Consider the following 19,156-nt stretch of genomic DNA (forward strand, 5'->3'; position numbering starts at 1 on the left):
CCGCACTGCCTGGCAGCACGGCCTGCATCCTGTTACCGCAAGTGCAGATCGAAGAATTCCACGGTGCGCGACCAGGCCAGCGCGGCGGCCGTCGCGTCGAAACGGGGCGTCGTGTCGTTGTGAAACCCGTGATTCACGCCGGGATAGATATAGGCTTCGTAATTGGCATCATGCGCGTCCAGCGCCGCCTTGTAGGCGGGCCAACCGGCATTCACCCGGTCATCCAGACCTGCCAGATGGATCTGCAACGGCACTTTCAGCCCGGCGGCATCCGCCGCGTCCGGCCATCCGCCATAATAGGGCACGGCAGCTGACAGCCAAGGCTGGCGGACGGCCATCAGGTTTGACACGGCCCCGCCAAAGCAGAAGCCGACGCAGCCTACCTTTCCCGTCGTGGCGACATGCCCTTTCAGGAAGTCGGCGGCTGCCATGAAGTCCTGAACCATCGACTCGCGGTCCCGGGTCGCCTGCATGGCGCGGCCGTCATCATCATTGCCGGGATAGCCCCCGAGCGGATAGAGCGCGTCCGGCGCGAAGGCGACATAGCCCGCCTGCGCCGCGCGGCGGGCGACATCGCGGATGTGCGGATTGAGGCCGCGATTCTCGTGGATCACAACAATTCCAGGCAGCTTGCCGTCCGCATCGGCCGGGCGCACGAAATACCCCTCCATCTCGCCGGCACCTCGTGGGGAATCATAGACCAGCATCTCTTCATACAGGCCGTCCGCCCCGGATTCGGTCTGCTGGCGGGCATAATCCGGCATGACACACGCGGCGAGCGCGGAGACGGACAGGCCGCCGACCGCATACTTTCCGAGCCGCTCGAAGAATCCGCGTCGGGAGAGGTCTCCATGGCAATACGCATCATACAGGTCGAACACTTCCTGCGGGATGGGTGCAGCGTCGCCAGATCGGTCCATCGTCAATTCCTCCAGTGGCAGTGCAAGAGAACATAACCCGTTTTCCCGCGGCGCACAGCGCAAACCGACCTTCAGAATCCGAGACCGAGCGTGCGCGACATCAGGATGGCATCGACCGGGATGTCGCGCTTCGCCTTGTAGTATCTCGGCCGGCGGCCATCCTCGATAAATCCGTGGGCGCGATAAAGCTCTCGGGCAGCAAGATTGTCTTCGGCGACGTCGAGCGTGATCCGGCTGACGCCGCGTTCGCCCAGCCGCCGCACGAGAGATTCGATCATTTGGCCGGCAAGCCCGCGACGGCGCTGATCGGGATCTGTCGCCAGCGTGAGAATGTCGGTCTCGCCCGCCACGGTCTGTCCCATGATGAATGCGCAGATCCTGCCAGCCGACTGAACCCCGAGCGCAAGCACATTGGGATCCTTCAACAGGCCGCGCATCGCTTCGGCACTCCAGCAATCATCAAAACACCGGGCATGAAGACCGGCGAGACTTGCAGCGTCATCAGGTGTCAGCACCAGCAAGCCGGGACTCATTTTCGGGGCTCTGGCAGGGTCGCATCGGGGTCCCGCGCATAGACCGGGGCCGGCGGATGCCGCTCGGCATCAAACAGGGGAGCCTTGAGGGCCGCCGTGACAGCCGATGGCACCAAGGGGCGAAGATCGAGCGTCGCAGCCTGCTCGCCGAGCGCGTCAGGATTCTGCATGAACACCGGTGCATGAAAGCCTGCCAGCATCGACTGCAAGGCCTCAAGGCCCAGTTCGACGGTCTCGGCAATACCTTCATCTGCCGAGATGCCCTGTACCCACCAGGTTTGGTCAGGCGGGCGTTTCTGAGCGGCCAGTGCTGCCATGACGGTGCCGGCCATACCGGGGGGAATCGCCGCCTCGAGACTGGTCACGCCGATACAGGGCACCCCGGTGACAAGCGACAGCCCACGCGCATAGGCGACACCGATACGAATGCCGGTGAAACTGCCCGGACCGGTCACGACCGCGATCCGGTCCAGTTGGGCAAGCGTGACACCAGCCTGCAACAGCAACCGGTCCACGAAACCGGGAAGCGCCTTGTCCTGCCCACGCGCCATGGTTTCGCGTGCATCGGCGAGGATCTCGCCATCGCGCACGAGCGCAGCTTCCATGGCAGTAAAGGCAGTATTCAGTCCAAGGACGAGCATGAAGTTCAGACGATCCGGCACGCCTCGTCAAAATGCAGGCGCGGGCTTCGGGCAAAGATGGTGGATCGGTCTCCATATCCGAGATTGCAGATCCAGTTGGCGCGCCAGTGCTTTTCCTCGCCTTTCTGATTCTCGAAGAATTCCCGGTTCACTCCGTCCATGTCGAATCCGGACATCGGGCCCGTATCAAGCCCCAGGGACCGGGCCGCCATCAGGAAATAGGCGCTTTGCAGCGTGCCATTCCGGAAGGCCGTTTCTTCGCGGCTGTTGTCGAACCAGGTTTTCGCGCTCGGATTGTGCGGGAAGAGTTTCGGAATTTTCTCCTGAAATTCCATGTCATACGCGATGATGACCGACCACCTGGCCTCCTTCACCTTCTGCTGATTGCCTTGCGACACGAGCGGCAAGAGGCGCTCCTTCCCTTCCGGCGACGCCACGAAGACAAAACGAGCCGGCGAGCAATTGGCGCTGGTGGGGCCCATCTTGGCAAGGTCATACACCGCGCGCACAAGCACTTCCGGAACGTCCTTGTCCTCGAACCCGTTGAAGCTGCGACCGTCCCTGAAAATGACGTCGAGCGCATGGTCGTTCACCGGATGAGCCATGTCCTGTTTCCTTCTGCAAATGGAATTATGTTCAGAAAAGCCTGCCGGGAAACGCCCGCACAATCAATGCGGTGGCGGGGCTGGCCGACAGAATGCCTCGTTCTAGAGCACCGCTTCGACGGCAGTGACCTCCGGGACATAGGTTTTCAGCATATTCTCGATCCCCTGCTTGAGGGTCATCGTCGACGATGGACAACCGGCACACGCGCCGCGCATCGACAGATGCACGATGCCGGTGTCTGGCTCGAACTTGTGGAAAATGATGTCGCCGCCATCCTGAGCCACAGCCGGACGGACGCGGGTTTCGATCAGCTCGCGAATTTCCTCGACGATTTCAGCTGCTTCGCCCTCATAGCTGATGTCGGCCTCGGCATCGGCCGCGGGGGCAGCCCCCTCCTCAACCACGGGCAGGCCTGCCATGTAGTGGTCCATGATGGCCGCCAGGACCATCGGCTTTACATGTTTCCAGTCCTTGTCGGGTGCCTTGTTGATCGACACGAAATCGCTGCCGAGAAAGACGCGCTCAACACCGTCCACCTGGAACAGCGCGCGCGCGAGCAGGCTGATACGGGCACTGGCCGCATCCGGAAAATCGAACGGACCAGCCTCACCGGCCACCGGATGGCCGGGCAGGAACTTTACGGTATCCGGGTTCGGAGTCGGTTCGGTCTGGATGAACATGGCCGATCGGGCCCTTTCTGGATTGCGGTTTCACCGTTCCAGATGGCCTGCCCAGCCTGAAGGTTCAAGGGAATGCGTGAGATTACGGCGCAGCTGCCAGACGGGTTTCAAGACCTGCGATGTTCTCAAGCGCACTTTCGGGCACGTCACCAAGCAAGTCTGCCAGATTCCGGGATGCGTCCTGCGCCTCTCCCAGATGGAACCCGATACTTGCCAGATGGTTGGCCATGAAGGGACCGTCACCGCTCTGATTGGACACAACCAGCGGCTTCATCTGTGCAGCCCGGCCCCAAGCCAGTTCCGCCCGGTCAAAGGCGGCACTCACAGCCGGCAAACGTGCCAGGCGCGGTTCCGACAGACGGGCAGCGACCAGCATCTGCTGCGCCACATGGGCCCGTGCCTTGGCCCCGTAAAAGGTTTCGATATCCGTGCGGCTGGCCGGCCATTCGACAATGTCCTGATTGATCTGGACGGACAGGTCGATCCGGTCAGCCTCGGCCCAATCGGCGAACAGGACAGCCTGCGCCTGCAGTTTCGCAAGTTTGTCTGGCGTGGCTGCCAGTCCGCGACCTGCACGGGAATCATACCGGTTCAGCGCTTCGGCCGCTGCCGTTAGGCGCGGGCGCATGTCTTCGCCTTCCACCCCGCTCAGCAGGCGGGCAGCTGCCTTCAGGTCGGAATCGACTTCTTCGCCTTGTGCCGTCAGGTCTGCCAGCATGCCGGTATGCCGGGACAGGGCCTCAGCGGTGGCACTCTGCCAGGCAGGCATGGCGGTGAGCCGCGCCTGCGGATGCCAATTCGCCCGATCACCGGCCCAGCCGGCGCCTTCCAGTTCCCGCGCAATCTTCACGATGGATACGCCGACTTCCGGCAGGGTCCAGTTCTGCCCCGTGATTTCGATGGCGCTGTCGTCGATCCGGTTCGAGGCAACGGTCATGATCGGGTAGGCTGCAACGGCCCCGACGACCACGCCCACTTTCAGCAGGGTTACCGTTCGGCGCCACCATCTCTGGGCAAACAACATGATGGGGCTGGGCTCGGCATAGTCGAAGGTCACGAGATGATCAGAACCCAGCACGGTCACGACAGGACCTTCCTCCTGGTATGCCGCGGGGAGGCGACTATCAAATGCCATTCACTCTACCCTGTTTCAAACCCTGACGGCGCGCGACGTGTTGCGGTAAAGACACTATGCAGGGATTGCCCATATTTTAACAGTCTATTTACTGTTAAATATATGCAAGCAACATGCCTGCCCGCCGTTTGGACGGGTTGCCAGAGCAATGATCAGGGTCTGGCCGGGCGAGGCCGGCAGAATCAGTCGCCCAGACCGCGAATCTCGGCAACCGTGGTCAGGGTCGATTCTTCGCCATCGGCGGTCTTCAGTGTCAGGACCAGGTCTGCCGTCTCGCCAATTTCGATGTCCTGGCTGACGCCGAACAGCATCAGGTGCGCACCGCCGCTTTCAAGCACCAGCGGTGCCGCTTCGGTGGCCTCGAGTTGATCGACCTTGCGCATCTTCATCACACCATCCGTCATCTCCATCGTATGGAGCTCGACCGTATCGGCAATGTCGGTGTCGGCTCCGACCAGGTAGGCCGGTGCGCCCTTAACGGTGAGGGTCAGGCCTCCGCCCGCCACATCACGGCCAGGAGTCGGTTTGACGATATAAGCATCCGTCACGGTGACCGTGTCACCTTCAGACGTGGCTGCGGGCGAACAGGCCGCGAGAGTGGCGAAGCCGAAGGCGGCAATCAGGGAAGCAACACGCATGAGAAGGTCTCCAACCGTCTGAATGGTGCGAGACATTTAGCCAGACCGGCGCCGCGGTCAATCGATCACAGCGCCGCAGCCTGTCTCGTTCAGGCGCCCCAGAACCCGACACGTTCGCGTACGTCCCGGATGATCGGCGCCGAGATGGCGTCTGCCCGCTCGGCCCCGTCCCGGAGCACGGCATCAATATCCGATGGATTGTCCAGGATTTCGCGATAGCGCTGCGTGATCGGTGCGAGATGGTTCACGGTCACTTCGGCCAGCGCCGGCTTGAACACGCCAAAGCCCTGCCCGCCATATTGTTTCAGAACGGCTTCCACGGACTCTCCGGACAAGGCGGCATAGATGCCGACCAGGTTTTCAACTTCCGGACGGCCTTCCAGCCCTTCCACCTCACTCGGCATGTCGCCGAGCAGGTCAGTCTTTGCCTTCTTGATTTTCTTTGCAATCGTATCGGCATCGTCCACCAATGCGATACGCGAGAGTTCGGACGGGTCGGATTTCGACATCTTCTTGCTGCCATCCTTCAGGCTCATCACGCGCGCGCCCGGCCCCTTGATCAGTGGCTCGGGCAGCGGGAAGAAGCCCGGCGCATCATATTCGCGGTTGAACCGGTCAGCGATGTCGCGGCTGAGTTCCAGATGCTGTTTCTGGTCCTCGCCCACCGGTACATGCGTGGCCTTGTAGGCGAGAATGTCTGCCGCCTGCAGGACCGGATAGGTAAACAGGCCGACCGAAGCACGCTCGGCATCCTTGCCCGCCTTGTCCTTGAACTGGGTCATGCGCTCGACCCAACCCATGCGCGCGACACAATTGAAGATCCAGGCCAGTTCCACATGCGCCTTCACTGAGGATTGCGCATAGATGATGGATTTCTTTGGATCGACGCCGCAGGCCAGGAAAGCCGCCGCAATCTGGCGGGTCTGGCTGATCAGGGCGCCCTTCTCCACCGGCATGGTGATCGCATGCAGGTCAACCACCGCATAGACCGCATCCCAGCCCTCTTCCTGCAGGTCCACGAATTTCTTAAGGGCGCCCAGATAGTTGCCCAGATGGAGATTGCCGGTCGTCTGGATGCCCGAGAAAATGCGCTGCGGGCCGCTATAGGAGGCAGGTGTATCAGTCATGGGCAGGCGCTTTAGCGCGTTTGCCTAGCGCCGCAAAGCCTGTCGAATGTCAGAAATGCGGATTGCACCCGTCAAAAGAGCTGCGAACCCGTATATCACGCCGCCGGCAAGCACGATCACCGCCGCCGAGGCGATCCGGGAATCCCAGAGTTCCGCCCGGATCAGCGCCAGCTTCTGCAACATGTACCAGACCGCACCGGACATGATGGCCGTGGCCAGTGCAGCACGAACAATGCCGGAGACGAGCCGAGGACCCGGCCTGTACCAGCCGCGCACCAGAAGCGTGAACGCCAGAAGCGCCGTATTCACCCAGGCAGCCACCGAAGTGGCGATGGCCAGTCCGATAAAGCCGGCCTGGCCATTCGACTTCATCCAGAAGAACAGGCCCGCGCCAAGCGCCGTGTTGATCACGACGGACACGAGCGCATAGCGCATCGGAGTCTTCGTGTCCTCGCGCGCGAAGAAGGCCGGCGCGAGAACCTTGATCAGCACAAAAGCCGGCACGCCCCAGGCGAAATGAAACAGCGCACTGCCGGACATGGCCGCATCCGATGGCAGGAATTCTCCGCGCGTGAAGAAGGCGTCGATCAGGAAGACCGGCGCGATCATAAGCGCGGCCGCCGCCGGCAGGGTCAGCGCCATGGCCAGGCCGATGCCTTCATCCATCGTGCGGCGACTGGAGCCGTCATCGCTGGCCCGCGCCGCCCGGCTGAGCCGCGGCAGGATGGCCACGCCGACCGCCACGCCGACCAGTCCGAGTGGCAACTGATAAAGACGGTCTGCCGCGTACAGCCATGACTTCGCCCCGACCTCGAAACTGGCGAGCGACTGGCTGACGATGATGTTGATCTGTGTGCCGGAGGCGGCAATCGTTCCGGGAATTGCGAGTTTCAGCACCTTCTTCACCGCAGGTGTCAGGCGGGGCCATCCAATCAGGCTGAGGCGGACCTTCTGTCGATTGACCCCCCACCAGAGCACCCCCGCCTGCAGCAGCCCGGCCACGAAATACGCCATCGCCGCAGCCAGGGCGGTCCCCTTGGCATCCGGCGCGACAAAGGCAGCCGATATCAGCGACAGGTTCAGCAGGGTCGGTGCGCCAGCCGACAGGATGAATCGCTCGGCCGAGTTGAGGACCCCGGACAAAAGGGCCGCGATCGCCATGAAGGTGAGATACGGCATGGTAATCCGGGTCAGCAGGACAGCAAGGCTGTAGCTTTCCGGATCGTCCGCCTGCCCACCATGGATCAGCAGAAGAACCCAGGGCATGAAGATCTGGGCCAGAATGGTGAGCACCGCCGTCGCCGCAAACAGCACGCGCAAGGCCTCCTGCGCGACTGCGCGGGCTGCTTCGGCGCCGTCCGCCTCCAGCGTCCGGGCATAGGTCGGCACGAAAGCAGAGGCGAACGCCCCTTCCGCGAAAATCCTGCGGAACAGGTTCGGAAATTGTTGCGCCGTCGCCCAGGCATCCCCGATCGGACCCGCCCCGATCTTGGCGATCAGAAGGATGTCGCGGACCATGCCGAGGATGCGGCTGCCCAATGTCAGCGAGGATTGCACGAGTGTGTTGCGGGCGACGCTCATGCGGATTCCCCTGCTGGAATTCTCAGAAACTGTCCACGGCGCGTGACCGCTTCAATTTCCGGGCCGGCGTTTCCGGCGCATCCGGTTCATGCTGGCCCAATGCGTCCAGAAGACGGTCCTTGAGTGTCTCTATCCGGGCAGAATCGGTCAGCTTGCCGCCAGTGGCCGTCTGCACATAGAAGGCGTCGAACATGCGCTCACCATAGGATCCGACATGAGCGGAGTGGATCGACAGTCCGCTGTCGGCAAGCACGCTGGCGACATCATATAGCAGGCCCGGCCTGTCACGGCCGGCGATGTCTACCACGGTGTATTCGGTGGATACGTCATTGCGGATCTGCGCCGAGGGCTGGACCAGGAAGGCCGCTTCGCGCCGCCCCATACGCGACGCCCCGGGTTCCTTGACGCCCGTTCCGGCCAGCGTGTCCCTGAGCGCCGTTTCCAGCCTTTGCAGGCGCGAGGCATCTTTCTGGCCAAACGGCAGCTTGGCGCTGTCCTGCAAGATGAACAGATCGAGAATCCGGCCGCTGCGATTGGTGAAGACCTGAGCGGACACGACGTTCGCGCCTAGATTTGCGAGCGTGCCGGCCAGGTCTGCGAACAGACCCGGACGGTCCTTGCCGCACACCATCAGGGTCAGGGCGCCTCCCTCCGGCGGGAAACGATAGCACACGACATCGCCGCCATCCTTCAACGCGGTGGCGTGCCAGGCGAGGTCCGGCACATCGAATCCCGTCCAGTAGGCGGTTTCCATCTCCAGCAGCGTTGGCGGAATATCGCCCAGTTCATCGACCAGCGCTTCACGGCGGGATTCGGCACGCGCCTCGAGATGGGCCTGAACGCCGGATTCGTCTGCCCGCCCCCCGCGCAGGGCGGCCGCGGTATTGTGATAGAGATCGGCCATCAACTGGCCCTTCCACGCATTCCAGACGCCCGGACCGACGGCGCGAATGTCTGCTGCGGTCAGGATGTAAAGCAGCCGCAGCCGTTCGAGGGATCCCACCAGGTTTGCAAACTGGGTGACCGTGCGCGGATCGGAGATATCCCGCTTCTGAGCAGTTTCACTGAGTTCCAGATGGTTTCCGACCAGCCAGGCCACCAGTTCGGTTTCGTCTTCGGGCAGACCAAGCCGCTGGCAGGCGCGCGTGGCGGTCTTCATGCCCTCGACCTGCTGGTCGCCCCTGCCCTTGCCGGTGTCGTGGAGCAGCATGGCAAGGTACAGCGCGCGGCGGTTTTCGATCAGCGGGAATATTTCACTGGCGAGCGGCACGCGTTCCGCATTGTCCTGCTCCATCTCGGCAATTGCCTCGACCGCACGGATCGTGTGCTCATCAACCGTATAGTGATGATACATGTTGAACTGGGTCTGCGCGACGATGCCGCCGAATTCCGGAATGGCCTTTCCGAGCACACCGGCCTCGTTCATGCGGCGCAGGATCAGGCCGGGATCCTCGCTGTCGAGCAGTATATCGAGGGTCAGCGCGCGCGCTTCTTGCGTGTTTCGAAGATCCTCGTTCAGCGTCCGCAGATTGCGCGTGATCGCCGACAGGGCATCCGGATGGATATCCTTGCCTTCCCGCCGGGCGATCAGGAACAGGCGCAACATGTTGAGCGGATCATCCTGCATCACGGCCTCGGACGTGATGCTGACGCGTCCGGCATCAATCACGAACCCCGGATCTGCCAAGGGTTGTGGCGTTTTCTGCGGAAGCAGGCGGCGAAAGCCTTCCGGCCGCTTTTTCTGTTCCGCCTCAAGCTTGGCGGCAATGATGCGGGTCAACGCCCCGACATCCTTGGCGACGAGGAAGTAGCGTTTCATGAAACGCTCAACGCCCAACTGACCTTCCCGATCACGATAGCCCATGCGGGCCGCGATCTCCGGCTGAAGGTCGAAGCTGAGGCGTTCCTCAGCGCGGCCGGTGACAAAATGCAGGTGGCAGCGCACCGTCCACAGGAAACGGGCGGAGCGGATGAATGTGCCATACTCACTGCGCGTGAATGGCCCCCCTTTCATCACGTCTTCCAGCGTTTTGCCGCCATAGATGTGTTTCACGATCCAGTAGAGCGTCTGCAAATCCCGGAGGCCGCCCTTGCCCTCCTTGATATTCGGCTCGACGACATAGCGCGCATCCCCCTGTCGTGCGTGGCGGGCGTCACGTTCGGCCAGCTTGTCAGCGATGAAATCCGCATCCTTGCCGTCGATTGCGTCCTTCTTGAACTTTGCCAGCATCTCGTCTGACAGGGCCTGGTCACCGCAGATGAAGCGGGAATCCAGAAGCGACGTCTTGATGGTCACATCCTCGGCGGCGAGCTTGACGCATTCGGCGGGCGTCCGGAAGGCATTGCCGACTTTCAGGCCCATGTCCCAGAGCGCATAGAGCATGTATTCGATGACGCTCTCAGTATGCGGAGAAGCCTTGTAGGCGCGCAGGAACAGAAGATCGGTGTCGGAGGACGGTGCCATGACGCCGCGCCCATAGCCACCCGTGGCCAGAACCGCGAGACGTTCGGCTTCGGTGGGGTTGCGCGCGCGATGAATGTGGGTGGTCGTGAAGTCATACAAAGCATGCACGACCTCATCCTGAACTGCCGCCAGAAGCCGAGCCGTATCAAGGCCGTCGGCTCCCTGCTGCAACCTTTCCTGCGCGATCATGCGGCCGCGAAACATGGCCCCGTGGAGATGGTCCAATGCGGCCTTTCGCGTCGCCTGCGCATCGCCGAGATTGTCCAGCGCCGCAGCGGTCAGTTTCACGCGCAAGGCACGGCCATCGATGATGTTGGAAATGCGCCATTTCCCGGGCCGCCGACCGGGCTGGCTGCGGGTTTCCACGAGGGTGGGCGCCTTGCTCGGCGGAACAGTCGATTCTTTGCTCATTGCCAGTCTATATAGCAGGTCCGGTTCGCGCGCCTATGGCGGGATCACTGCTGAATCCTGCGGATTGGTCGCAAACTTCCGCTTTTCGGGCATTTCCCAAGCCGCTGCCTTGACCACGGGCCTTGCCTCCCTCAGGGATTTCCGGACTAATCCCAGCTGATCCGATATCGAGGACATTGCCGATGCCCGTTTTCATCCGAACCGTCTGTGCCTGCGCCCTCATACTTGGGGCGGCATCTTGCGGCGGCAATGATGAGGTGACCGCGGCTCCTTCCCCTGCGGATGCCCAAACGGACACCATGATCCAGCTAGACCCCTACGATACGGCGATCACCTGTTTTTCCATTGCGCAATTGATGCTCACCGGCGCCGACGGAGACAGCACAGCGGACCCGGTGATCGTGCAGGAAGCCCGGCTCATGTCGGACAATTCCAGCATCGCCATTGAAGAAATGGCCGACGAGACGGGGAAATCAACTGACACGGTTGAGGCCGATATCAGCGCCAAGCGAGCCTCGGTCCAATCGGGCGATCAGACCGATTTCGCCATGAACCTTACTGCTTGCTCGCAACGGTACGGTTCATCGCATTTCGAACTGTAGGCCGGTCAGACCGTGCGCCCCCGCCTCACGGACTTTACGGGCAACACCCTGGACTTCTTCACCACACCATAGGCGAAACTGGTTTCCACGGACGAAATGCCAGGAAGCTTCTGGAATGTGTTGCGAACCAGCTCTTCATATTCATCGAGACTGCCTGTCACCACGCGAAGCTGGTAATCCGATCCACCCGCCATGAGGTAGCAATCCAGGATTTCCGGGGTGTCGTTCACGATCCGCTCGAAATTGTGGACCGTATCGACCGTGTGGATCGACAGGCGAATCCTGACGAAGCAGGTAATTGGATATCCGCAGGCCTTCTGATCAATCGTGGCACAATAGCCTTTTATGATCCCGGCCCGCTCCAGGTTTCGGACTCGCCTAAGACATGGCGACGGCGATAGCCCCACCTTTTCGGCCAGGTCCTGATTGGTCAGCCGGCCATCTTCCTGAAGAGCCCGCACGATTTTGGCATCTATTTCGTCCATAACACACCTAAGAGACATTAAATGCCAAAATGCGGGAGCATATTAGCATCATTTGACAGCACATGTCCCCTGAGTGCTGCTATATTGCGCTCAATTCATGAGGCAAACTAATGGTTGACGAGTCCCCCCGTTCTCACGGTCCCGCCACGCGAGCTATTCACCACGGATACGTTCCGGCCGACAACATGCTTGCCCTAACGCCACCCGTGCACATGTCCTCTACCTTCGTTTTCCCTGATACTGCAACAGGTTCAGCACTTTTTGCAGGCGAAACCGAGGGCCATGTCTACTCGCGTATCTCCAATCCGACGGTCAGCCTGCTGGAATGCCGCATGGCAAATCTCGAAGGCGCGGAGGCGGGTCTCGCAACCGCGAGTGGTATGGGTGCCATTTCGGCAACCTTGTGGACATTGGTGAAGCCCGGAGATGAAATCATCACCGACAAGACGCTGTACGGGTGCACATTTGCTTTCATGCGCGACGGGCTTTCCCGTTTCGGCGTCCGGATCACCCATGTCGATTTGCGCGAGCCCGAAAACCTGAAATCCGCCATCAGCGACCAGACCCGGATCGTGTATTTCGAGACACCGGCCAATCCCAACATGCGTCTTGTGGATATTGCAGCCATTGCCGCCATCGCCCGGGATGCCGGCGCATTGACCATTGTGGACAACACATATGCGACGCCTCTGCTGACCCGACCGATCGAACTGGGGGCCGATTTTGTGCTGCATTCCGCCACCAAGTATCTGGGCGGTCATGGTGACCTGGTCGCAGGCATTGTGTGCGGCCGGGCCGAACCGATCCACGACATCCGGATGATCGGCGTCAAGGACATGACGGGCGCGGTGATGGCGCCGCTCACCGCCATGCTGGTCATGCGCGGCCTGAAAACGCTCCAGCTTCGTGTGGCCCGTCACAGCGAAAGCGGCCTGAAGATCGCCGAATGGCTGGAAAGTCATCCCGCTATTGCGGCCGTCCACTATCCGGGCCTGCCGAGTCATCCCCAGCACGACCTGGCGCGTCGCCAGATGAGCGGGTTCGGCGGCATGATCGCCTTCGAGCTGAACGGCGGCTTCGATGCCGGCACGGCCATGATGGACCGACTGACGCTGATCCAGCGCGCCGTCAGCCTCGGCGATGCGGAATCCCTGATCCAGCACCCGGCCAGCATGACCCACTCGACCTATTCCCGGGAAGAACGCCTGGAGCACGGAATTTCCGATGGACTGGTTCGCTTGTCTGTCGGCCTCGAGGATGTCGAGGATATCATCTCGGACCTGGACACGGCGCTTTCCGTCAGCTGACCACGTCGAACTGGTCGCCGAACCAGAGCGGTGAGTTTGCAAGGTCGATGAATTTCCTCTCGTCTACCAGCAGTTCGGCGCTGGCTTTTGCCGCCGCTTCGCCGGTGTTGGCGGCCATTGCCTCTTCGCTTTCGAACCAGAGCTCGGCGACGCCGTCATAGGCGTCCGGCCCGCCGCGGCTGCCCTGCATGGCAGAGTTCAGCGCATCATGGCCAGTATGGGTCTGGACATAACGGAGGATGCCCAGAGTCCCGGCATGCCGCGCGACAAGCGGGGCATGCTGCTCGCGCCAGTAACGCTGAAACTCCTCGCGGGTTAGATGCGGCAGGCGTCGCAGGCAGAAGGTCAGCTTGATCACAACAGGTCTCCTCCGGCGGCCGCCGCAGTCGTGCCGTCCTTCTTGAAGGCACGGATGACATTCTTTCCGGTGATCCATTTGTGCACTTCATCCGGCCCGTCGACGAGACGCTGTGACCGGATGTGCGTGTACCAGGCGGCGAGTGGCGTATCGAGCGAATAGCCGAGCGCACCATGAAGCTGGATTGCGGTGTCGACCACCTTGTGAACCATATTGGCGAGGTAGACCTTCGCAATCCCGTTTTCCTGACGCAAATCCATGCCATTCTCGGCCTTGTAGGCAATGTGCATCAGCATGAGGCGGGCGATGTAGAGCTGGCTGGCGCATTCGGCGAGCATGAACTGGACGCCCTGACGATCCTCGAGGGGCTGTCCGAACGTTTCGCGATTGGTCACATGCTCCGTTGCCAGATCAAGCGCGCGCTGGGCCATTGCCACATTGTGCATGCCGTGGCGCAGGCGCCCGTATGCCAGCCGGTGCTGCCCCATGGAGAAGCCACCCCCTTCCCCGCCGAGCAGGTTTTCTTCCGGCACGATGAGATTCTCAATCTTCACCTCGGCATGACCGCCGCCCATTTCGACATAGTGCGGCCCGTGTACCGCCATGGTGGGAATGTCCCGGACGATCCGGTATCCCGGATTGGGTAGCTCGACGATGAATGTCGAGAACTGCTGATGGCGCGGCGCATCCGGATTGGTCTTGGCCATGATCACAGCAATGTCGGCGGCAGATGCCGCGCTGGAGAACCATTTTTCTCCGTTCAGGATGTAATTGCCCTTGCCATCCTTTTCCGCCCGCGTCTGCATGCCGGTCGCATCGGCACCCGCTGCTTTTTCGGTCATGGAATAGCAGATCCGCTTCTCACCGTTCAGGAGCGGCTTGAGATACTTCTCTTTCTGGAAGTCCGTGCCATGCGCCAGCAGAGTCAGCATGGTTGCATCATCCGGCCCCTGCGAATTCATCGACAATGCTCCGAGGTGGCTCTGGCCAAGCTCCATCTGCACGAGCGCATTCGCCAGCGGGCCAAGCCCCATGCCGCCATGCTCCTCGGGAATGAACGGGCACCACAGGCCTTGCGCACGCGCTTTCGTGCGCAGCTCTGCCAGCACCTCCTTGAACGGGCGACCAGCAGTCATTTCCCGTTCCGCCGGCAAGCACTCATCCTGCACCCAGCGGCGCACGCGCTCGCGCACTTCCCTGGCGTCTTCCGGTATCGTGAAATCAATGGCCATCGTCTCGCTCCCTTGTGTTTTCCGGGAAGGCTAAGGCCAAAGCAGATGGACGCACAGACTGACTTCGCGTCAGCCTGGCTCAGTCATAATCGACTTTCTCGAGATAGAGGCCGTCTGCCGGCGCGATGGGACCGCATTGCGTTCGATCGACGGCGGCCAGAATATCGGCGAGCCAGTCCGGGTTCCGCTTGCCGCGGCCGACTTCGATCAGGCTGCCGACCATGGACCGGACCTGTCGGTGGATGAAGCTTTGGGCGCGGCAGGTGAATTCGATCCGCTCACCATAGCGGGAGACGGTGAATTCATTCAGCGTCTTCACTGGCGTGCGTGCCTGGCAATCGGTATCCCGGAACGTGGTGAAATCATGCGTACCGACCAGCGCCTGCGCCGCATCGTGCATCTGCTCGGCATCCAGTTTCGAGGGCACTCGCCAGGCGAGCCCGCGGTCGACCGTCAGATCCGCGCGGCGATTGATGACTATGTAGCGATAGTGTCGCTGAGTGGCATCGAAGCGGGCATGAAACGCATCGGTCACGCGCTCGGCCTTCAGCACAGCGATTGGGTGCGGGCGCAAATGGAAGTTCATGGCGTCCGCGACCTTGCTCCCACGATCTGTCTCAAGGTCCATATGGGCGACCTGGCCAGTGGCATGCACACCACTGTCTGTCCGCCCTGCCCCGAATATGTTGACGGGCCGACCGTCAAGCTGCGCGGCCGCCTCCTCCAGCATACCTTGCACAGTCGGCTTGCCGGGCAGTTTCTGCCAGCCCTGGAACGGGCCGCCATGATATTCGATCAGGAGACGATAACGGGGCATCGCGCTGCCCTAGCCAAACGCCGCCGGATAGGTCAACCGCCCGTCTGCCGGTGCCCCATCCGAGAGGCGCAAGGCCATGAAGGCATCCCCCGACCATTGACACTCGAAAGGCTTTGCCAGTTCGGCAGAAAATCCAAACCGCGGATAGTAGTCTGGATGACCCAGAACAAACACGATCTGCTCTCCTGCCCCCTCCAGCGCCATCAATCCCATCTGGATCAGGCCGCTGCCGATGCCGGTTTTCTGGAAGTCGGGATGAACCGACATCGGCCCCAGACCGACGGCGGTGGGCTGGCCATCGACTTTCATCCGGAAAAACTGGATGTGCCCCGCAATAATGTTGTCGTCGCTGGCGACAAGCGACAGCACATTGTCGTCGCTCTCGGCCAGCTGGCGGACGATGCGCCCCTCTTCCTTGCCGCCGAACGCCAGATCATTCAGCGCGACGATCTCTTCCAGGTCGTCTTCCCGGGCCGGGCGGATCCAGAAACTCATCAGGCAAGCACCGTATCCGGAGCAATCGCCTGCCCCTTCAGGAACTGATCGGCATCCATGGGTTTCCCTCCCGGTTTCTGCAGGCGCAGGATACGCACGGCGCTGCCATCGCCGCAAGCAACGAGGAGATTGTCATCCAGCACCATGCCGGCGGGCGCTGATGTCTCGCGCCCCGATCGCCGGCTCATGAGGAGTTTCAGGCGAACCGGCTCGTCCTTGCCAGGGGGTGTCCACAGGCACCAGGCTCCCGGAAAGGGCGACAGGCCACGGATGTGACAGTCAACATCGCGCGCCGGACGTGCCCAGTCCACGCGCTGATCATCGGGGCCGAGCTTGGCGGCATAGGTCATGCCGACCTCGGTCTGGGGAACCGGAGAGAGGCTGCCATCGGCGAGTCCGGCAAGCGCACGGGGCGCGAGTTCCGCCGCGAGGGCCGCAAGTCGGTCATGCACACTGCCGGCAGTATCCTCTCCGGTAATCGGAGTGCGGGCCGAGGCGAGCACCGGGCCTGTGTCGAGACCGGCTTCCATCATCATCGCATCCACGCCAGTTTCACTGTCACCGGCCATGATGGCGCGCTGAATGGGGGCCGCCCCCCGCCAGCGCGGCAGGATCGACGCATGCATGTTGAGACAGCCAAGACGCGGCGCGTCGAGGATGGCCTGAGGCAGGATGAGGCCATAAGCCACGACCACCGCCACATCGAGATCGAGCGCGGCAAACGCCTCCTGCTCCGGCGGCTTCTTCAGGGATTTCGGTGTGCGCACCTCGATGCCGCGAGCTTCTGCATAGGCATGCACCGGCGTCGGAGTGAGTTTCTTTCCGCGTCCCGCCGGGCGTGGCGGCTGTGAGTAGACACAGGCAATGTCGTGACCGGCCGCAATCAGGGCCTCAAGCACACTGACCGCGATATCGGGGCTGCCCATGAAGGCAAGACGGAGGGGATGGGTTACCTCATCAGGCATGACCGGAATCCCATCTCTGCAGGAACTGCCTGGACCCGCGCCGGCTCCACGCGGCTCAGGCCGTTTCGCGGGCTTGCAGGCGCTTGATCTTCTTCACCTTGTCGACGGCGCGCTGGCGCTTCAGACGCGACAGGTAGTCGATGAACAAGGTGCCTTCGAGATGATCCATCTCGTGCTGGATGCACACCGCATACATGCCGGTGGCAACTTCCTCGACCTGATTGCCGTCATAGTCGAGATAGCGCACCCGGCATTCGGTGGGACGCTCGACCTCCTCGAAGATATCCGGCACCGACAGGCACCCCTCTTCATAGGGCGCCTTGTCTTCGGTCAGCGGCAGGATTTCGGGATTCACGAAATAGCGCGGCTGGGCCTCTTCTCCATCCTTCGCCAGATCCATGACGATCACGCGCAGCGGCACGCCAATCTGTATGGCTGCTAGGCCGATACCTGGCGCGTCATACATGGTTTCCAGCATGTCATCCATCAGCGCGCGAATCTCGTCGGTGACACCACCTTCGACGGGTTTCGACACTTCCTTCAGACGCGGATCCGGGACGGTGAGGATTTCTCTGATAGCCATGAAATGGAGATATGCACGGGCAGGCCCCGGGTCAACACTTGCCCCTCATTCGGCGGCGATGGACTTTTGCGGGTCGCCAAAATCCAGTTCCCCAGTGTTTTCAGGCACATTTGCACGAGATTCGATGCGCTTGGGCTCCGCTGGCGCCTTGGCAGGTGGCGCGATCTTCATATCCTCAAACTTGCGCAGGGTGGGCAAGACGCGCTTGTCGAACGACCCCATCATGGAATTGAAGTGATCCACCGAGCCGTTCAGGGATTTGCCCAGTTTTTCGATATGGCCAAGCATGGCGCCCATGCGCGTATAGAGTTCCGCACCAAGCTCGGCGGCTTCCATCGCATTTTCATTCATTTCGTGCTGACGCCAGAGATGGGCCACGGTACGGGCAAGCGCGATCAGGGTCGTGGGCGTGGTAACGATGACCTGCCGGCTCATGGCCTTTTCAATCAGGTCCGGCGAGTGTTCCAGTGCGGCGGCAAAGAAGTTTTCGCCTGGAATGAACATGGCGATATAGTCGAAACGTCCACCGAGATTGGACTGGTAATCCTTTGAAGCCAGCGTGTTGACGTGCCGCTGGACGCTGGAGGCATGCGCCTTCAAATGGGCCGCCCGTTCAGCCGGATCCTCCGCATTGACGGCCGACATGTATGACGCAAGCGACACTTTCGAGTCGACCACGATCTGGCGCCCACCGGGCAAATGGATCACCGCATCAGGGCGTTGGCGGCCGGCTTCGGTCTGATCGTTCACCTGCTCGGAAAAGTCGCAATGGGCCGAAAGGCCGGCCTGTTCCATCACGTTTCGAAGGGTCATCTCGCCCCAACGCCCGCCGCCCTTCGGCGCGGTCAGGGCGCTGACCAGCTTGCCCGTTTCCTGCGTATTGGTCTTCAGGCTTTCATGGATCGCCTTGACCTGTTCCTGAATGGCGGTCTTGTCCTGCGTGCGGACCTTTTCGATTTCGTCGACCCGCTTCTTGAAGGCATCGAAATTCTCACCGATGGGCTTCATCAGCTCTTTCAGATGGCCCTGCGCCCCTTCCTTGTGCTTTTCAAACGTCTCATTCGCCAATTGCAGGAACTGCGCGTTGGCCCGCTGAAGGACCCCCTGCGCCATCTCTCCGAACTTGCGTTCATCCTCGGCGCTGCGAGCCTCCGCAGCGGCCAGCTTCAACTTTGCATCTTCGGACACCTCTTCCAGCGTCCGGACGCGCTGGCGAGCCATATCGAGCTCGTCGGTTGCCCGCTCAAGGTCGAGCGTCAGGCGTTCGGATTTTACGCTGGATTTGTTCGCGATCCACCACGCTGCCCCGCCCAAGGCGAGCGCGATACAGAACAATCCGAGGTGCACGGCGTCGAACGGCGCGCCGCCAATGATGATGATGGGTTGCATGCATTTACCTTCGCACGATTCTCCTCAGAACATATAAGGAACACACATCCTTGTCCATCAGGATGCTTTTCACTCTCCAAGCTTGACTTACCGCCAAGGGTGAACTTCTTTCCACCCTCATGAGGAGGGCGACTGCATGGTCCGGTTTGCTTGGGTGGTCTTGTCGGTGATGCTGGCAGCCTGTGCC

At 61.5% G+C, this 19,156-nt stretch carries 20 protein-coding genes; 2 read left to right on the forward strand and 18 right to left on the reverse strand.

Annotation, left to right across the window (positions count from 1 at the left end; all coding sequences use genetic code 11):
- Positions 1 to 32 precede the first annotated feature (32 nt).
- The 10 genes from HF955_RS02190 to HF955_RS02235 form a co-directional block, all read right to left on the reverse strand.
- The gene (locus HF955_RS02190) at positions 33 to 920 is read right to left on the reverse strand and encodes a dienelactone hydrolase family protein (RefSeq protein ID WP_291077481.1); all 888 of its coding nucleotides are present in this window, start codon (positions 918 to 920) and stop codon (positions 33 to 35) included.
- A 71-nt stretch (positions 921 to 991) separates the two neighbouring features.
- On the reverse strand, positions 992 to 1,453 hold the full coding sequence (locus HF955_RS02195; RefSeq protein WP_291077482.1) for a GNAT family N-acetyltransferase: 462 nt from the start codon (positions 1,451 to 1,453) through the stop codon (positions 992 to 994).
- Positions 1,450 to 2,115, reverse strand: coding sequence for a tRNA (adenosine(37)-N6)-threonylcarbamoyltransferase complex dimerization subunit type 1 TsaB (gene tsaB / locus HF955_RS02200; RefSeq protein WP_291077484.1), 666 nt, complete (start codon positions 2,113 to 2,115; stop codon positions 1,450 to 1,452). The genes HF955_RS02195 and tsaB overlap by 4 nt, the downstream gene beginning before the upstream one ends.
- A complete protein-coding gene (locus HF955_RS02205; RefSeq protein WP_291077486.1) occupies positions 2,100 to 2,699 on the reverse strand; it encodes a malonic semialdehyde reductase in 600 nt (199 codons plus the stop codon). The genes tsaB and HF955_RS02205 overlap by 16 nt, the downstream gene beginning before the upstream one ends.
- 102 nt (positions 2,700 to 2,801) lie before the next feature.
- Positions 2,802 to 3,380, reverse strand: a complete 579-nt coding sequence (locus tag HF955_RS02210; protein WP_027837259.1) for a NifU family protein — start codon at positions 3,378 to 3,380, stop codon at positions 2,802 to 2,804.
- Positions 3,381 to 3,462: 82 nt separating this feature from the next.
- Positions 3,463 to 4,464: a hypothetical protein gene (locus HF955_RS02215; protein WP_291077488.1), complete on the reverse strand. Its 1,002-nt coding sequence runs from the start codon at positions 4,462 to 4,464 to the stop codon at positions 3,463 to 3,465.
- Positions 4,465 to 4,697: 233 nt separating this feature from the next.
- Positions 4,698 to 5,153 (reverse strand): copper chaperone PCu(A)C, encoded by a 456-nt coding sequence (locus HF955_RS02220; protein ID WP_291077490.1) that lies wholly within the window; start codon positions 5,151 to 5,153, stop codon positions 4,698 to 4,700.
- An 89-nt stretch (positions 5,154 to 5,242) separates the two neighbouring features.
- Positions 5,243 to 6,280, reverse strand: coding sequence for a tryptophan--tRNA ligase (gene trpS, locus HF955_RS02225; protein ID WP_291077492.1), 1,038 nt, complete (start codon positions 6,278 to 6,280; stop codon positions 5,243 to 5,245).
- Between the two features lie 24 nt (positions 6,281 to 6,304).
- A complete protein-coding gene (gene murJ, locus HF955_RS02230) occupies positions 6,305 to 7,861 on the reverse strand; it encodes a murein biosynthesis integral membrane protein MurJ (protein ID WP_291077493.1) in 1,557 nt (518 codons plus the stop codon).
- A 22-nt stretch (positions 7,862 to 7,883) separates the two neighbouring features.
- Entirely contained in the window at positions 7,884 to 10,736 is a 2,853-nt protein-coding gene (locus HF955_RS02235; protein WP_291077495.1) for a [protein-PII] uridylyltransferase, read from the reverse strand.
- A gap of 299 nt (positions 10,737 to 11,035) precedes the next feature.
- Between HF955_RS02235 and HF955_RS02240 the strand changes: the two genes are divergently transcribed.
- The gene (locus tag HF955_RS02240; protein WP_291077497.1) at positions 11,036 to 11,338 is read left to right on the forward strand and encodes a hypothetical protein; all 303 of its coding nucleotides are present in this window, start codon (positions 11,036 to 11,038) and stop codon (positions 11,336 to 11,338) included.
- Between the two features lie 5 nt (positions 11,339 to 11,343).
- On the opposite strand, the gene HF955_RS02245 is transcribed toward HF955_RS02240, so the two are convergent.
- Positions 11,344 to 11,823, reverse strand: a complete 480-nt coding sequence (locus HF955_RS02245; protein ID WP_027837253.1) for an Lrp/AsnC family transcriptional regulator — start codon at positions 11,821 to 11,823, stop codon at positions 11,344 to 11,346.
- A gap of 110 nt (positions 11,824 to 11,933) precedes the next feature.
- On the opposite strand from HF955_RS02245, the gene HF955_RS02250 reads away from it, so the two are divergent.
- The gene (locus HF955_RS02250; protein WP_291077500.1) at positions 11,934 to 13,130 is read left to right on the forward strand and encodes a methionine gamma-lyase; all 1,197 of its coding nucleotides are present in this window, start codon (positions 11,934 to 11,936) and stop codon (positions 13,128 to 13,130) included.
- On the opposite strand, the gene HF955_RS02255 is transcribed toward HF955_RS02250, so the two are convergent.
- From HF955_RS02255 to HF955_RS02285, 7 genes are all read right to left on the reverse strand, one after another.
- Positions 13,123 to 13,488 (reverse strand): EthD domain-containing protein, encoded by a 366-nt coding sequence (locus HF955_RS02255; protein ID WP_291077501.1) that lies wholly within the window; start codon positions 13,486 to 13,488, stop codon positions 13,123 to 13,125. The genes HF955_RS02250 and HF955_RS02255 overlap by 8 nt on opposite strands.
- Positions 13,485 to 14,720: an acyl-CoA dehydrogenase family protein gene (locus HF955_RS02260; RefSeq protein ID WP_291077503.1), complete on the reverse strand. Its 1,236-nt coding sequence runs from the start codon at positions 14,718 to 14,720 to the stop codon at positions 13,485 to 13,487. Before HF955_RS02260 ends, HF955_RS02255 begins: the two co-directional genes overlap by 4 nt.
- A gap of 79 nt (positions 14,721 to 14,799) precedes the next feature.
- Positions 14,800 to 15,537 (reverse strand): tRNA pseudouridine(38-40) synthase TruA, encoded by a 738-nt coding sequence (gene truA / locus HF955_RS02265; protein WP_291077505.1) that lies wholly within the window; start codon positions 15,535 to 15,537, stop codon positions 14,800 to 14,802.
- 9 nt (positions 15,538 to 15,546) lie between these two features.
- Positions 15,547 to 16,032 carry a GNAT family N-acetyltransferase gene (locus tag HF955_RS02270; protein WP_291077507.1) on the reverse strand — a complete coding sequence of 162 codons (486 nt, stop codon included), beginning with the start codon at positions 16,030 to 16,032 and terminating at the stop codon, positions 15,547 to 15,549.
- Positions 16,032 to 16,997: a methionyl-tRNA formyltransferase gene (gene fmt, locus HF955_RS02275; RefSeq protein ID WP_291077509.1), complete on the reverse strand. Its 966-nt coding sequence runs from the start codon at positions 16,995 to 16,997 to the stop codon at positions 16,032 to 16,034. Before fmt ends, HF955_RS02270 begins: the two co-directional genes overlap by 1 nt.
- A 55-nt stretch (positions 16,998 to 17,052) precedes the next feature.
- Entirely contained in the window at positions 17,053 to 17,580 is a 528-nt protein-coding gene (gene def / locus HF955_RS02280) for a peptide deformylase (protein WP_027837246.1), read from the reverse strand.
- Between the two features lie 45 nt (positions 17,581 to 17,625).
- Positions 17,626 to 18,969: a DNA recombination protein RmuC gene (locus tag HF955_RS02285; protein WP_291077511.1), complete on the reverse strand. Its 1,344-nt coding sequence runs from the start codon at positions 18,967 to 18,969 to the stop codon at positions 17,626 to 17,628.
- Between the last annotated feature and the right edge of the window lie 187 nt (positions 18,970 to 19,156).

The organism is Hyphomonas sp. (genome assembly GCF_017792385.1).
GTDB lineage: Bacteria > Pseudomonadota > Alphaproteobacteria > Caulobacterales > Hyphomonadaceae > Hyphomonas.

What these genes read in the sequence shown, in the direction of transcription:
- HF955_RS02190 (WP_291077481.1), bottom strand. Translation starts at nt 920, where the DNA reads ATGGACCGATCTGGCGACGCTGCACCCATCCCGCAGGAAGTGTTCGAC.
- HF955_RS02195 (WP_291077482.1), bottom strand. Translation starts at nt 1,453, where the DNA reads ATGAGTCCCGGCTTGCTGGTGCTGACACCTGATGACGCTGCAAGTCTC.
- HF955_RS02205 (WP_291077486.1), bottom strand. Translation starts at nt 2,699, where the DNA reads ATGGCTCATCCGGTGAACGACCATGCGCTCGACGTCATTTTCAGGGAC.
- HF955_RS02210 (WP_027837259.1), bottom strand. Translation starts at nt 3,380, where the DNA reads ATGTTCATCCAGACCGAACCGACTCCGAACCCGGATACCGTAAAGTTC.
- HF955_RS02220 (WP_291077490.1), bottom strand. Translation starts at nt 5,153, where the DNA reads ATGCGTGTTGCTTCCCTGATTGCCGCCTTCGGCTTCGCCACTCTCGCG.
- trpS (WP_291077492.1), bottom strand. Translation starts at nt 6,280, where the DNA reads ATGACTGATACACCTGCCTCCTATAGCGGCCCGCAGCGCATTTTCTCG.
- murJ (WP_291077493.1), bottom strand. Translation starts at nt 7,861, where the DNA reads ATGAGCGTCGCCCGCAACACACTCGTGCAATCCTCGCTGACATTGGGC.
- HF955_RS02235 (WP_291077495.1), bottom strand. Translation starts at nt 10,736, where the DNA reads ATGAGCAAAGAATCGACTGTTCCGCCGAGCAAGGCGCCCACCCTCGTG.
- HF955_RS02240 (WP_291077497.1), top strand. Translation starts at nt 11,036, where the DNA reads ATGATCCAGCTAGACCCCTACGATACGGCGATCACCTGTTTTTCCATT.
- HF955_RS02245 (WP_027837253.1), bottom strand. Translation starts at nt 11,823, where the DNA reads ATGGACGAAATAGATGCCAAAATCGTGCGGGCTCTTCAGGAAGATGGC.
- HF955_RS02250 (WP_291077500.1), top strand. Translation starts at nt 11,934, where the DNA reads ATGGTTGACGAGTCCCCCCGTTCTCACGGTCCCGCCACGCGAGCTATT.
- HF955_RS02260 (WP_291077503.1), bottom strand. Translation starts at nt 14,720, where the DNA reads ATGGCCATTGATTTCACGATACCGGAAGACGCCAGGGAAGTGCGCGAG.
- truA (WP_291077505.1), bottom strand. Translation starts at nt 15,537, where the DNA reads ATGCCCCGTTATCGTCTCCTGATCGAATATCATGGCGGCCCGTTCCAG.
- HF955_RS02270 (WP_291077507.1), bottom strand. Translation starts at nt 16,032, where the DNA reads ATGAGTTTCTGGATCCGCCCGGCCCGGGAAGACGACCTGGAAGAGATC.
- fmt (WP_291077509.1), bottom strand. Translation starts at nt 16,997, where the DNA reads ATGCCTGATGAGGTAACCCATCCCCTCCGTCTTGCCTTCATGGGCAGC.
- def (WP_027837246.1), bottom strand. Translation starts at nt 17,580, where the DNA reads ATGGCTATCAGAGAAATCCTCACCGTCCCGGATCCGCGTCTGAAGGAA.
- HF955_RS02285 (WP_291077511.1), bottom strand. Translation starts at nt 18,969, where the DNA reads ATGCAACCCATCATCATCATTGGCGGCGCGCCGTTCGACGCCGTGCAC.